This window comes from Kosakonia sp. ML.JS2a (genome assembly GCF_025642095.1).
Taxonomy (GTDB): Bacteria; Pseudomonadota; Gammaproteobacteria; order Enterobacterales; family Enterobacteriaceae.
The window spans coordinates 4,468,633-4,482,433 of the sequence record NZ_CP106754.1 but is presented as its reverse complement, the minus strand read 5'-3'; the positions used below and the strand labels follow the sequence as shown (position 1 = coordinate 4,482,433).

Genomic DNA, 13,801 nt, shown 5'->3' with positions numbered 1-13,801 from the left:
TTCAACAGCGGAGTGTAGCCGTTTTCGACGCTTAAGCCCAGCCAGCTAAGCCCGGAGTGTTAAATCCCGTGAGAAAGGTAAAAAAGTGTTCGGAACATGGCGCGTTAAGGCCTGCCCGGTTAGCATTACGTCATGACGCGGCATGACGCTGCCACTAAGAGAGAATAAGAGGAAAGAGCTGTGCAGAGAGCTAAACATACCGCCTGGCGATTTGCGGCGGCCTGCGTTTGTTTGCTGTCCCTCAGCAATGCGGCGCGTGCGGATTCACTGGATGAACAACGTAATCGTTACGCGCAAGTCAAAACTGCGTGGGATAACAAACAAATGGATGTGGTGCAGCAACTGCTGCCGACGCTGAAGACATATCCGTTGTACCCCTATCTTGAATATCGCCAGATCACTGACGATCTGATGAATCAGCCCGCGATCACCGTCTCCAATTTTGTGCAGGCTAACCCCACTTTACCGGCGGCGCGTGCGCTGACGTCCCGCTTTGTCAATGAACTGGCTCGCCGCCAGGACTGGCGAGGCCTGCTGGCGTTCAGCCCGGAAAAACCGACCACCACCGAGGCGCAGTGTAACTACTACTTTGCTAAGTGGAGCACCGGGCAGGCAGAAGAGGCCTGGGCCGGAGCAAAAGAGCTGTGGCTGACGGGCAAAAGCCAGCCGAATGCCTGTGACTCGCTTTTTGGCGCGTGGCGGGCCTCGGGTGCTCAGGATCCTCTGGCGTTTCTGGAACGCATTCGTCTGGCGATGAAAGCGGGCAATACTAAACTGGTTACCCTGTTGGCCGGGCAGATGCCGGCGGATTATCAGACCATCTCAACGGCAATCATTAATCTTGCCAACGATCCGGGTACGGTGATGGATTTTGCCCGTACGACCGGCGCGACCGATTTTACGCGCCAGATGGTAGCGGAAGCCTTTGAAAGCGTGGCGCGCCAGGATGTGGAGAATGCCCGGTTGATGATCCCGTCGCTGGTGCAGGCACAACAGTTAAACGACGATCAAACCCAGACTCTGCGCGATATTGTCGCCTGGCGTTTAATGGGGAATGACGTCACCAGCGATCAGGCGCGCTGGCGTGATGATGCGATCATGCGTTCGCAATCCGTTTCGCTGCTCGAACGGCGCGTGCGTATGGCGATTGGCGATGGCGATCGCCGTGGGCTCAATACCTGGCTTTCTCGTTTGCCGATGGAGGCGAAAGAGAAAGATGAATGGCGATACTGGCAGGCGGATCTGCTGCTTGAACGTGGGCGAGACACGGAAGCCAAAGAGATCCTGCATGCGCTAATGCAGCAGCGTGGCTTCTACCCGATGGCCGCCGCTCAGCGTTTGGGCGAGGATTATCCGTTGCAGATTGATAAGGCACCGGGCAACCCCGATCCTGCTCTGATCCAGGGCGCGGAAATGGCGCGCGTGCGTGAGCTGATGTACTGGGGGCTGGATAATACCGCCCGTAGCGAGTGGGCAAACCTGGTGACCAGCCGCAACCAACAGGAGCAGGCGCAACTGGCGCGTTACGCGTTTAATCAGCACTGGTGGGATCTCAGCGTGCAGGCCACCATCGCCGGTAAACTGTGGGATCATCTGGAAGAGCGTTTCCCGCTGGCCTACAACGATCTTTATGCCCGCTACACCCGCGGCAAAGGGATCACCCAGAGCTATGCGATGGCGATTTCGCGCCAGGAAAGCGCGTGGAACCCTGCCGCGCGTTCGCCAGTCGGCGCCAGCGGGCTGATGCAACTCATGCCTGGCACCGCAACGCACACGGTGAAGATGTTCGGCATTCCGGGTTACAGCAATGCCGGTCAGCTTTTTGATCCGGAAACCAATATCAATATCGGCACCAGCTATCTGCAATACGTTTATCAGCAGTTTGGTAATAACCGTATTTTCTCCTCTGCAGCGTATAACGCCGGGCCAGGTCGGGTGCGTAACTGGTTGAACAGCAGTGGCGGGAAATTGGATGCGGTGGCGTTTGTTGAAAGCATTCCGTTTTCTGAAACCCGTAGCTATGTGAAAAACGTACTCGCCTATGATGCGTACTATCGCTTCTTTATGGGGGAGAGTAAGCCTGCCGTGTTCAGTGATGCTGAATGGCAGCGCCGTTACTGATTTCTGTGGTTTATGCTATGCTGTGTACTCGCTTAAGAGTACACAGCACTGAACCCTGAGAGTGGCGGTAAATTATGACTCAGCAATCCCCTTATTCAGCAGCAATGGCCGAGCAACGCAACCAGGAGTGGCTGCGTTTTGTTGAGCTGGTCCGGCAGTCTTACGAGAAGGAACTGCATATTCCGTTGCTTAACCTGATGCTCACACCGGATGAGCGTGAAGCACTGGGCACCCGGGTACGGATTATCGAAGAACTGCTGCGCGGTGAGATGAGCCAGCGCGAGCTGAAATCCGAACTCGGTGCGGGTATTGCGACAATTACCCGCGGTTCGAACAGCCTGAAATCCGCGCCTGCGGACTTACGTTTGTGGCTGGAAGAGATCTTACTGAACAGTCAACGGTAAATCGCATTGTGAAACGGGCTGAGCGCGAGGATCACCGCCTGGTGATAAACGCTCGCGCGGGTCAGTTTCCCGGCAGTGAATACGCCGATCGCGCCCTCCTTACGACCAATCTCATCAATGCCGGTGTAATGTGACATCACCGGCCCCAGCGCTTCCCCCGCACGCACTTTCTCCAGGATCACCGCCGGAAGCGGAAGCGTGGCCGAACGGGCTTCTCCGCGCTGCTGATGATTTTCAATCACCACCCAGCTAAAGGTGCTGTCGCCGTCTATACCGGCTTCAATGGCGACCCAAAAATCCGCATCGGGTCGGATTTGCCGCGCGTTGGCAACGCGATTTCGTGCGCCAGCCCGCGTTTCATCACTGCCAAACGGCTGTTCAGGGACGCCGCTATCGACGGAGACGGACTCAATATGGCAGGATCCCTCACCGAAGATCTCGTTAAAAGCGTGCAGAATCGCCCGAATTTTCGCGGGATTGGTGGTAGCTGAGACAACATGGTGCATAATCTATACTTGGCTTGTCCGAAACGAGACGCGTTCTTTATTCCGGGCAGAAGCCTTCCTCAGATAATAAATTCATCGCAGTATAATGGATAAAAAAGCATGTTACAGGTATACCTTGTTCGCCACGGTGAAACGCAGTGGAACGCCGAGCGTCGTATTCAAGGCCAGTCTGACAGTCCGTTAACCGACAAAGGGGAGCAGCAGGCACGGCAGGTGGCTGAACGCGCCAAAGCGTTAGGCATCACCCACATCATCGCCAGCGACCTGGGTCGAACGCGCCGTACGGCTGAAATTATCGCTGATGTTTGTGGCTGCGGCGTCACGCTCGAGCCGCGCTTACGCGAGCTGGATATGGGCGTGCTGGAACGTCGCCACATCGAATCCCTGACGGAAGAAGAAGAGAGCTGGCGTCGCCAACTGGTGAATGGCACGGCGGACGGTCGTATTCCCGATGGCGAGTCTATGCAGGAGTTGAGTGACCGCATGCATGCGGCGCTGGCGAACTGCCTCGAACTGCCTGAGGGCAGCCGCCCGATGCTGGTCAGTCACGGTATGGCGCTGGGCTGTCTGGTGAGTACAATCCTTGGGCTTCCGGCCTGGGCTGAACGTCGTTTGCGTCTGCGCAATTGTTCCATTTCCCGTATCGATTATCAGCAAAGCCCGTGGCTGGCATCCGGATGGGTGGTGGAAACCGCAGGAGACGTCTCGCATCTGGACGCTCCCGCGCTGGACGAGCTACAGCGTTAGCGGCGAATAGGCACCAGGAACTCGCAGCGGATGTGCGCTGGCGGCTCGCGGTCGTTTTCGCTGCCATCATGCTGCGGGTAGAAATGCTCGATATCCTGCCCTTTGCGGCGCGTAAGGTTGAGCATTGGCATACAGGTACCATACACCGTCAGGATAAACGCCTGCACGCCGTCTGGTGAGCCTTCGTAAGAAAACGCGACATAATCGCCGCCTTCCAGCAGCACCGGCTGAGCGTTATTTAAATGCCCGTTCGCCATCTCCGGCGTGAGCGCTGTCGTGTAAAACACTTCCTGTTCGTCATCTTTTTCCAGGCTCGGACGCGGCTCATGCAGGCCGTACAGCTCAGACGGGATGGTCGGAGAGTTACTTAAAAAGTCACGCCAGAACTGAATACGCATCTGATTACGGAAATCGGAGATCTCTTCCAGTGAACAGGTATAACTCTGCGTTGTGCCAATCAGGTGCATCGGCGGCAGCGTAACGAATTCATGCTTCGGCAGGATAAATTCCCCCAGGCGCATTGGCGGGCGGATGCCAAAAGCACTCCAGTCTGGCGAACGGCGGTAAAGCGCCGGCGTAACGGCAAACTGTTTCTTGAATGCGCGGGTAAAAGTTTGTTGTGAATCAAAGCGATACTGTAGAGCTATATCCAGGATTGGGCGGGCGGTAAGACGCAGCGCAACAGCGGACTTCGACAAACGACGTGCGCGGATATACGCACCGATGGCATGGCCCGTTACGTCTTTGAACATCCTTTGCAAATGCCACTTGGAATAACCTGCTTTTGCCGCCACATTGTCTAAAGACAAGGGCTGATCCAGATGGCCTTCTAGCCAGGCAAGTAAGTCGCGAATGATCCCAGCCTGATCCATATAATATCCTCTTCCTTAAAACAGCGGTTAACGCTTGATACAGGGGACGGATGATAGCGGGTTTTTTTGGCTTTAGCATTCAGTGTTTTTTTTGTGCACTGATGCGCATTGTGACTGATTTTCATCATAAATTTTGTAAATTGGTGATCTTCAAACGAATTCTCATCATAAAGATGAATAGTTACGTAACGTAATATTCAAAAATGGTAACAATATGAAATACGCAAAGTTAATAGTCCCTGCATTGTTGTTGGCAACGCTGAGTGGCGCGCGCGCAGAACAGATTGGTTCTGTGGATACCGTCTTCAAAATGTTTGGCCCTGATCATAAGATCGTGGTTGAGGCGTTTGATGATCCGGATGTGAAAAACGTGACCTGTTATATCAGCCGGGCGAAAACCGGCGGTATCAAAGGTGGCCTGGGTCTGGCGGAAGATACCTCTGACGCCGCCATCTCTTGCCAGCAGGTGGGGCCGGTTGAGTTAACAGATAAAATCAAGAGCGGCAAGGCGCAGGGCGATGTGGTTTTCCAGAAACGTACGTCGCTGGTGTTCAAGAAATTGCAGGTTGTACGCTTCTATGATGAGAAACGTAACACGCTGGCCTATTTAGCTTATTCCGATAAAGTCGTGGAAGGTTCGCCGAAAAATGCATTGAGTGCAGTACCGATCATGCCCTGGAGTAAGTAACAAAATGCCTGGACTGCAACCGCTAATCTGGCTGGTGGAAGATGAAAGCAGCATCGCTGAAACATTGATTTACATGTTGCAACAAGATGGGTTTGGCGTCACCGCTTTTGAGCGTGGATTACCGGTTCTTGATGCCGCAGCGCAGCGGTTACCGGATCTGGTCATTCTGGATGTTGGCCTGCCGGATATCAGCGGTTTCGAATTGTGTCGGCGGCTGCTGGCGCATGCGCCAGCGTTGCCAGTGCTGTTTCTGACTGCCCGCAGTGATGAGGTGGATAAACTGCTGGGGCTGGAGATGGGCGCGGATGATTACATCGCGAAACCTTTTTCTCCACGCGAGGTCTGCGCCAGGGTGCGCACCGTACTGCGCAGGCTGCAAAAGTCGACGTTGCACAGCGATATGTTGCGGGTCGGGCAGTTTGAACTCGATGAAGCCGCTGCTTTGATTCGCTGGTGGGGTGAACCTTTGCTGCTGACGCGCTATGAGTTTCTGTTGCTAAAAACGTTGCTGCTGGCACCCGGGCGCGTTTTCTCCCGCCAGCAGTTAATGGATCAAGTATGGAGCGACGCGCAGGAGAGTTTTGACCGCACCGTCGATACCCATATCAAGACGTTACGCGCCAAGTTGCGCGCTATCAATCCGGAAGGTAATCCGATCAATACGCATCGCGGCATGGGCTATAGCCTGGGGATCCGCTAATGCGTATTGGCATGCGTTTGCTGCTGGGCTACTTTCTGATTGTTGCGGTTGCGGCGTGGTTCGTGCTGTCGATCTTTGTTCAGGAGATCAAACCTGGCGTGCGTCGCGCAACGGAAGGCACACTCATTGATACCGCTACGCTGCTGGCGGAACTTGCCCGTGAGGATCTGCGTACCGGCCATGCGCAGGATGGCAGACTGGCGCAGGCGTTCTCGACCCTCAATCACCATCCGATCAATGCCCATATCAGCGGCATTCATAAAGTTCGCAATGAGTACCACGTCTATATGACCGATGCTGCAGGGCGCGTGGTGTTTGATTCGGCCGGGAAAGCATTGGGCGAAGATTACTCCCGCTGGAATGATGTCTGGCTTACGCTGCGTGGGCAATATGGCGCGCGCAGTTCGCTGGCGATTGCTGGCGAGCCGCAAAGTACGGTGATGTATGTTGCCGCACCGGTGAGTGATGGGGGGCGGATTATCGGTGTCGTTAGCGTCGGTAAGCCTAACAGTGCGATGGATCCGGTGATCAAACGCAGTGAGCGGCGGATATTATGGGCTGGCGGCGCGCTGCTGGGGATTGCATTGCTGATTGGCGCAGTGATGGTGTGGTGGATCAATCGTTCCATTGGCAAGCTGGCGCGCTATGCTGATTCCGTAACGGAGGATCGCCCGGTTCCACTGCCGGCGCTAGGTAGCAGCGAGCTACGCAAGCTGGCGCAGGCGCTGGAGAGCATGCGTGTGAAGCTGGAAGGCAAAAATTACATTGAACAGTATGTTTATGCACTGACGCACGAGCTCAAAAGTCCGTTGGCGGCCATTCGTGGTGCGGCAGAGATTCTGCGTGAAGGGCCACCACCTGATGTCGCGGCGCGTTTTACCGACAATATCCTGCGGCAAAACGCACGTATGCAGAGCCTGGTGGAAAAACTACTGCATCAGGCAAAGCTGGAAAACCGCCTGGAAATTGCGTTTATGCCTGTTGATGTGGGCGCGTTATTTCGCCAGTTACAGGAGCAGCGCAGTGTAGCGCTCGCCGCGAAAGGATTGACGCTTCACTGCGATCCGGGAAATGTGCAGGTGGCAGGAGATAGCGAATTACTGGCGCAGGCGCTGGGTAATCTGTTGGATAATGCCATTGACTTCACGCCTGCTGGCGGCGTTGTGACGTTACGCGCCAGCAATGAAGACGAGGCGCTGGTGCTCTCGGTTAGCGACAGTGGTTCCGGGATCCCGGAGTATGCGCTGGCGCGCGTGTTTGAGCGCTTTTACTCATTGCCGCGGGAAAATGGGCAGAAAAGCAGTGGCCTCGGGCTGGCATTTGTTCGGGAAGTCGCGCGTTTGCATCACGGTGAGATTGTTGTGTCGAATCGTGAACAAGGCGGTTGCGAAGCCCGGTTGATACTTCACCCTCACTTCACATAACTTCAAATCCTTCACACATAGCCTCGCTACTCTGTGCGCATCACAAAGGAGAAGGCTATGTTGAAATCCCCCCTGTTCTGGAAAATGTTCACCCTCGCGGGTTGTCTCTGCGTTTTGCTGGTTCCGCTGACAATGCTCAACAGCCTGATTGGCGAGCGCGCGAATTACCGTAATGACGTGACGGATACGTTGCGTCAAAGCAGCGCCGGCGCGCAGAAATTGATTGGCCCATTGATTGCGGTTCCGGTAACGGAAACGGTGATCTCAATGGAAAGCGCAGGCGATAAAGATGCACCAAAAGAGGTGCGCCGTAAGCACAGTTATATACGCATGTGGTTGCCGGAGTCGCTGATGGTCAACGGCACGCAGCAGGTCGAAACACGCAAAATTGGCATCTACGATGGGCAAATCTGGCATAACGAGATAGAGATCAAAGCCGAATTTGACCCAAAGCGGTTGGATATCAAACCCGGCGAGAACATCACACTGGGTGAGCCGTTTATGGTATTAGCCGTGAGCGATTCCCGGGGGATTGGTCAGATACATACCACTCGCCTGAACGGCGAGACGCTGAGCGTGGAACCCGGAACCGGGCTGATGAGTGAGTTGCAGGGGATCCATATGCCGCTTGCGGCGGAGAGTTTGAATAAACCGCTGCAACTGTCAATGTCCCTTAATCTGAGCGGCACCGGCGCATTCTCGGTAGTGCCATTGGGCCGTAACAGTGAAATGACGCTCAATAGCGACTGGCCGCACCCGGGGTTTATGGGGGATTTCCTGCCTGAAAAACGGGAAGTGAGCGCCAGCGGTTTTCAGGCACACTGGCAAAGTAGCTGGTTTGCCAACAACCTGGACAGTAAAGTGCGCGATAGCATCAGGCTTGCCGCCAGCAATGACTGGGTCCTGCCTGCATTCAGCGTCAATATTGCTACGCCTGCGGATCAATACCAGTTAACTGACAGGGCTGTGAAGTATGCCGTGTTGTTGATTGTACTCACGTTTCTTGCGTTCTTTGTTTTTGAAAGCTTAACCACACGGCAGATGCACCCGATGCAGTATATGCTGGTTGGCTTGTCGCTGGTGATGTTCTATCTGGTGCTGCTGGCCTTGTCTGAACATACCGGATTTACGCTTGCCTGGATCATTGCCAGCCTGCTCGGCGCATTGCTGAATGGGATCTACCTGCAGGGCGTGATGAGAAGCTGGCGCGCCAGTTTACTGTTTACCGCTGCATTACTCTTGCTGGATGGTGTGATGTGGGGGCTACTGAATTCAGAAGATAACGCGCTGTTACTTGGCACCGGCGTCTTGTTTGTGGCACTCAGCGCGGTGATGTTCCTGACGCGTAAACTTGACTGGTACAGGTTATCTACGGGGAGAAAAAAGACGAATGAGCCTGTCACGGATGCTGAAGAGGCATTACGGGTCTGGAAATAAAAAAAGCGGCGCTGAGCGCCGCTTTTTCGTCAGTATTCACTTATTCCTGCAAATCGCCGCAGAAACGGTAACCTTCGCCGTGGATAGTGGCGATGATTTCCGGCGTATCCGGAGTCGATTCAAAATGCTTGCGAATGCGGCGAATGGTCACATCCACAGTACGGTCGTGCGGTTTCAGCTCGCGACCGGTCATTTTTTTCAGCAGTTCAGCACGGGACTGAATTTTGCCAGGATTTTCGCAGAAGTGCAGCATCGCGCGGAATTCGCTGCGCGGCAGCTTATACTGCTCACCGTTCGGGCTGACCAGCGAACGGCTGTTGATATCCAGTTCCCAGCCATTAAATTTGTAGCTATCAACGCTGCGGCGTTCTTCGCTGACCGTGCCCAGGTTCATGGTACGGGACAGCAGATTGCGCGCACGGATAGTCAGTTCGCGTGGGTTGAACGGTTTGGTGATGTAGTCGTCCGCGCCAATTTCGAGGCCCAGAATTTTATCGACTTCGTTATCACGCCCTGTCAGGAACATCAGCGCCACATCCGCTTGTTCGCGTAATTCACGCGCCAGCAGCAGGCCGTTTTTGCCTGGCAGGTTGATATCCATAATCACCAGATTGATATCATTGTCCGAAAGGATCTGATGCATTTCAGCGCCATCAGTCGCTTCAAAGACATCGTAGCCTTCTGCTTCGAAAATGCTTTTTAACGTGTTGCGTGTTACCAACTCGTCTTCAACAATAAGAATGTGCGGGGTCTGCATGTTTGCTACCTAAATTGCCAACTAAATCGAAACAGGAAGTACAAAAGTCCCTGACCAGCCTGGTGCATGTAGAAAATTAACATGACGGCGTAACATGACTAAAGTACGTATTGCGTTCTTGATGCACTTTCCATCAACGTCAACAACATCATTAGCTTGGTCGTGGGTACTATCCCTCTGAACCCGACAGTGTCAAAAACGGCTGTCATCCTAACCATTTTAACAGCAACATAACAGGCTAAGACGTAAATGACACCCAATAAAACTACGCTTCGTTGACATATATCAAGTTCAATTGTAGCACGTTAACAGTTTAGCGAAATCCTGATAGCTAATTGCTAGCGTTTATTACAATTCTACAATAAACCAACTAGTTGCGAATATTAATTGATAAACACGACGAATCCAACACTATGGCAAGAACCTGTATTAAAATGCCATGAATAAACATAGGGATAAGTCCCTTCTGTTAACATATTAACAGGTAATATCACTGATAAACAGTTTAGCTTTTTTTAACCGTTGTCAGGGGCTAAATCAGTGATTTCTGTTACATAATTGTAAATTCGTGACGCGTAATATGCTGACACTGGTCATCTATTGACGCGTGACTTCGGTAAAACAGAGAAGGTCAAATGAAGCTGGCAGTTGTGCTTGTTTCCCCCGCCAGAGCCGAAAATGTCGGTGCGGCGGCCCGGGCAATGAAAACCATGGGTTTTAGCGATTTACGTATTGTCGACAGCGATGTACACACCCAGGAAGGCGCGCGTCGCGTTGCGCATGGTTCGGGCGATATCCTTGATAATGCTAAAACTTATCCGACGCTGGCCGACGCGCTGGCCGATGTTTCGTTTACGATTGCGACCACCGCGCGCAGCAGAGCGAAGTTCCATTACTACGCGACGCCTGTGGAACTGGTTCCGCTTTTGGAAGAAAAAAGCACCTGGCTCAGTACCGCAGCGCTGGTTTTCGGGCGGGAAGATTCTGGTCTGACGAATGAAGAGCTGGCGTTGGCGGATATTTTAACCGGTGTTCCGATGGTGGCAGACTATCCTTCCCTTAATCTGGGGCAGGCGGTGATGGTTTTCTGCTATCAATTAGCATCATTAATGCAACATGCTCCTGAAGCAGTAACCCAGGTTGATGATAATCAACTGCGGGCGCTGCGATTACGGGTACATGCATTACTGGAAAAATTAGCGGTTGCGGACGATATCAAAATGGCGGACTGGCTGGATCAACGTCTGGGCCTGCTGGCGCAACGCGACACAGCAATGTTGCATCGATTGCTCCATGACATTGAAAAAAAATTGTCCGATTAAGCTGCTGTGATAAGTTTATTTTATGGTTAAAGTCACTATGCAAGAGCCCTGGGTTGGTCTGAATACGCGGTTTGGTTGTTCAGTTTTAGCGTAGTTGCCACTGTTCAAAAAGCAACCAAAATGAAAAATAAATTGACTTAAGCAGGCAGATACTTTAACCAATAGAGGGATACAGCACAGACAGATAATGATTACAGAGCACACAACATCCATGACACGCATCAGCACGATTATCACCATTACAACCATCACCATTACCACAGGTAACGGTGCGGGCTGACGCGTACAGGAAACACAGAAAAAAGCCCGCACCTGAACAGTGCGGGCTTTTTTTTCGACCAAAGATCAAGGGGTAAACCATGCGAGTCTTGAAGTTCGGCGGTACATCAGTGGCAAATGCGGAACGGTTTCTGCGTGTTGCCGACATCCTGGAAAGCAATGCCAGGCAGGGGCAGGTAGCGACCGTACTCTCTGCCCCGGCGAAAATCACCAATCACCTGGTGGCGATGATCGAAAAAACGATCGGCGGCCAGGATGCTTTACCGAATATCAGCGACGCTGAACGTATTTTTGCTGAACTTCTGCAAGGACTGGCGGATGCGCAACCTGGTTTCCCCCTCGCACAGTTAAAAGCCTTTGTTGAACAAGAGTTCGCGCAGATCAAACATGTTCTGCACGGTATTAGTTTGCTGGGACAGTGCCCGGACAGCATCAACGCCGCACTTATCTGCCGCGGTGAGAAATTATCCATAGCCATCATGGCCGGTCTGCTCGAAGCGCGCGGACATAAAGTGAGCGTGATCGATCCGGTTGAGAAGTTACTCGCCGTGGGTCACTACCTCGAATCGACCGTTGATATTGCTGAGTCCACTCGCCGTATCGCCGCCAGCCGTATTCCGCAGGATCATATGGTGCTGATGGCCGGTTTTACTGCCGGTAACGAGAAAGGCGAACTGGTCGTGCTGGGCCGTAATGGTTCTGATTACTCTGCTGCTGTGCTGGCGGCCTGTCTGCGCGCTGATTGTTGTGAGATCTGGACGGATGTTGACGGGGTTTATACTTGCGATCCGCGACAGGTGCCGGACGCCAGGTTACTGAAGTCGATGTCGTACCAGGAAGCCATGGAGCTCTCTTACTTCGGCGCTAAAGTTCTTCACCCCCGCACTATCACCCCTATCGCCCAGTTCCAAATCCCTTGCCTGATTAAAAACACTGGAAACCCGCAAGCGCCTGGCACGCTGATTGGCGCGACGTCGGATGAAGACGGTCTGCCGGTAAAAGGGATCTCCAACCTGAATAATATGGCAATGTTCAGCGTTTCCGGTCCGGGTATGAAAGGTATGGTCGGCATGGCTGCGCGCGTATTTGCAGCGATGTCGCGCTCCGGCATTTCGGTGGTGCTGATCACGCAGTCCTCTTCTGAGTACAGCATCAGTTTCTGCGTGCCGCAGTCGGATTGCGTTCGCGCACAGCGCGCCATGAATGATGAGTTTTACCTGGAGCTGAAAGAAGGCCTGCTGGAGCCGCTGGCGGTAATGGAGCGTCTGGCGATCATCTCTGTGGTTGGCGACGGTATGCGTACGTTACGCGGCATCTCTGCCAAATTCTTCGCGGCGCTGGCTCGCGCCAATATTAATATCGTCGCGATTGCGCAGGGCTCTTCCGAGCGTTCTATTTCTGTTGTGGTCAGCAACGATGATGCCACCACCGGTGTTCGCGTGACGCATCAAATGTTGTTTAACACCGATCAGGTAATTGAAGTGTTTGTTATCGGCGTTGGGGGCGTGGGCGGTGCGCTGTTGGAGCAGCTTAAACGCCAGCAGAACTGGCTGAAGAACAAGCATATCGACTTACGTGTCTGCGGCGTGGCGAACTCCAGGGCGTTACTGACTAACGTACACGGTCTGGATCTGGATAACTGGCGTGAAGAGCTGGCTGTCGCGAAAGAGCCTTTCAATCTGGGCCGCTTGATCCGCCTGGTGAAAGAGTATCATCTGCTTAACCCGGTCATTGTAGATTGTACCTCGCATCAGGCGGTGGCCGATCAGTATGCCGACTTCCTGCGTGAAGGTTTCCATGTGGTTACGCCGAACAAAAAGGCCAACACCTCGTCGATGGATTACTATCATCAGTTGCGCCGCGCAGCGGAGAAATCCCGTCGTAAATTCCTGTATGACACCAACGTTGGCGCGGGTCTGCCGGTGATTGAAAACCTGCAAAATCTGCTCAATGCTGGTGACGAATTACAGCATTTCTCCGGTATTCTCTCCGGTTCCCTGTCGTTTATTTTCGGCAAGCTGGATGAGGGAATGAGTCTATCGGCAGCGACCAGGATGGCGCGCGAGATGGGTTATACCGAACCGGATCCGCGCGACGATCTTTCCGGTCAGGACGTGGCGCGTAAGCTCTTAATTCTGGCGCGTGAAACGGGTCGTGAGCTGGAACTGTCGGATATTGTGATTGAGCCGGTATTACCGGCCACGTTCGATGATTCAGGCGATGTGGAGAGTTTTATGGGGCGTCTGCCGCAGCTGGATGATGCGTTTGCGGCGCGAGTGGCAAAAGCCCGTGATGCAGGCAAAGTTCTGCGTTATGTTGGCAATATTGAGGAAGACGGTACCTGCCGGGTGAAGATTGCCGAAGTTGATGGTAACGATCCGCTGTTCAAAGTGAAAAATGGCGAGAATGCGCTGGCATTCTACAGCCACTACTATCAACCGCTTCCGCTGGTATTACGCGGTTACGGTGCGGGTAATGATGTGACGGCGGCGGGTGTGTTCGCCGATCTGCTCCGCACCCTGTCATGGAAGTTAGGAGTCTGAG

13 protein-coding genes, 1 pseudogene and 1 other annotated feature are annotated in these 13,801 nt (G+C 53.4%); of the genes and pseudogenes, 11 read left to right on the top strand and 3 right to left on the bottom strand.

The features are described from left to right. The first annotated feature begins 180 nt into the window (after positions 1-180). A complete protein-coding gene (sltY, locus tag N7922_RS21125) occupies positions 181-2,121 on the top strand; it encodes a murein transglycosylase (RefSeq protein WP_263098126.1) in 1,941 nt (646 codons plus the stop codon). Between the two features lie 74 nt (positions 2,122-2,195). Beyond that, the gene (gene trpR / locus N7922_RS21120) at positions 2,196-2,525 is read left to right on the top strand and encodes a trp operon repressor (protein WP_263098125.1); all 330 of its coding nucleotides are present in this window, start codon (positions 2,196-2,198) and stop codon (positions 2,523-2,525) included. Here the strand turns inward: trpR and yjjX are convergent. After that, the gene (yjjX, locus tag N7922_RS21115) at positions 2,516-3,031 is read right to left on the bottom strand and encodes an inosine/xanthosine triphosphatase (RefSeq protein WP_263098124.1); all 516 of its coding nucleotides are present in this window, start codon (positions 3,029-3,031) and stop codon (positions 2,516-2,518) included. The genes trpR and yjjX overlap by 10 nt on opposite strands. A 99-nt stretch (positions 3,032-3,130) precedes the next feature. Here yjjX and gpmB point away from each other — a divergent pair, with 99 nt between their 5' ends. Further along, positions 3,131-3,778, top strand: a complete 648-nt coding sequence (gpmB, locus tag N7922_RS21110) for a 2,3-diphosphoglycerate-dependent phosphoglycerate mutase GpmB (protein WP_061497859.1) — start codon at positions 3,131-3,133, stop codon at positions 3,776-3,778. Here gpmB and robA read toward each other — a convergent pair. Further along, a complete protein-coding gene (gene robA, locus N7922_RS21105) occupies positions 3,775-4,650 on the bottom strand; it encodes an MDR efflux pump AcrAB transcriptional activator RobA (protein WP_263098123.1) in 876 nt (291 codons plus the stop codon). The genes gpmB and robA overlap by 4 nt on opposite strands. A 214-nt stretch (positions 4,651-4,864) precedes the next feature. Here robA and creA point away from each other — a divergent pair, with 214 nt between their 5' ends. Genes creA through creD form a run of 4 tightly spaced genes read left to right on the top strand, consistent with a single transcriptional unit; the run spans position 4,865 to position 8,899 of the window. Further along, positions 4,865-5,338 (top strand): protein CreA, encoded by a 474-nt coding sequence (gene creA / locus N7922_RS21100; protein WP_263098122.1) that lies wholly within the window; start codon positions 4,865-4,867, stop codon positions 5,336-5,338. Between the two features lie 4 nt (positions 5,339-5,342). Beyond that, positions 5,343-6,038 carry a two-component system response regulator CreB gene (gene creB / locus N7922_RS21095; RefSeq protein ID WP_263098121.1) on the top strand — a complete coding sequence of 232 codons (696 nt, stop codon included), beginning with the start codon at positions 5,343-5,345 and terminating at the stop codon, positions 6,036-6,038. Continuing rightward, a complete protein-coding gene (gene creC, locus N7922_RS21090) occupies positions 6,038-7,462 on the top strand; it encodes a two-component system sensor histidine kinase CreC (protein ID WP_263098120.1) in 1,425 nt (474 codons plus the stop codon). Before creB ends, creC begins: the two co-directional genes overlap by 1 nt. Positions 7,463-7,519: 57 nt before the next feature. Beyond that, positions 7,520-8,899: a cell envelope integrity protein CreD gene (gene creD, locus N7922_RS21085; protein WP_263098119.1), complete on the top strand. Its 1,380-nt coding sequence runs from the start codon at positions 7,520-7,522 to the stop codon at positions 8,897-8,899. A gap of 40 nt (positions 8,900-8,939) precedes the next feature. Here creD and arcA read toward each other — a convergent pair whose 3' ends face one another. Next, positions 8,940-9,656: a two-component system response regulator ArcA gene (arcA, locus tag N7922_RS21080; protein ID WP_061497839.1), complete on the bottom strand. Its 717-nt coding sequence runs from the start codon at positions 9,654-9,656 to the stop codon at positions 8,940-8,942. Between the two features lie 94 nt (positions 9,657-9,750). Between arcA and yjjY the strand changes: the two are divergent. The 4 genes and pseudogenes from yjjY to thrA all read left to right on the top strand — a co-directional run bounded on the left by yjjY (position 9,751) and on the right by thrA (position 13,800). Next, positions 9,751-9,890, top strand: a pseudogene (gene yjjY / locus N7922_RS21075) (protein YjjY). Positions 9,891-10,291: 401 nt separating this feature from the next. Then, positions 10,292-10,978, top strand: a complete 687-nt coding sequence (locus N7922_RS21070; RefSeq protein ID WP_263098118.1) for a tRNA/rRNA methyltransferase — start codon at positions 10,292-10,294, stop codon at positions 10,976-10,978. A 211-nt stretch (positions 10,979-11,189) separates the two neighbouring features. Beyond that, positions 11,190-11,258 carry a thr operon leader peptide gene (gene thrL, locus N7922_RS21065; protein WP_134319007.1) on the top strand — a complete coding sequence of 23 codons (69 nt, stop codon included), beginning with the start codon at positions 11,190-11,192 and terminating at the stop codon, positions 11,256-11,258. Beyond that, positions 11,197-11,314, top strand: a sequence feature (Thr leader region). Its footprint overlaps the gene before it by 62 nt. A gap of 23 nt (positions 11,315-11,337) precedes the next feature. Then, on the top strand, positions 11,338-13,800 hold the full coding sequence (gene thrA, locus N7922_RS21060; RefSeq protein ID WP_263098117.1) for a bifunctional aspartate kinase/homoserine dehydrogenase I: 2,463 nt from the start codon (positions 11,338-11,340) through the stop codon (positions 13,798-13,800). Position 13,801: the final 1 nt, after the last annotated feature.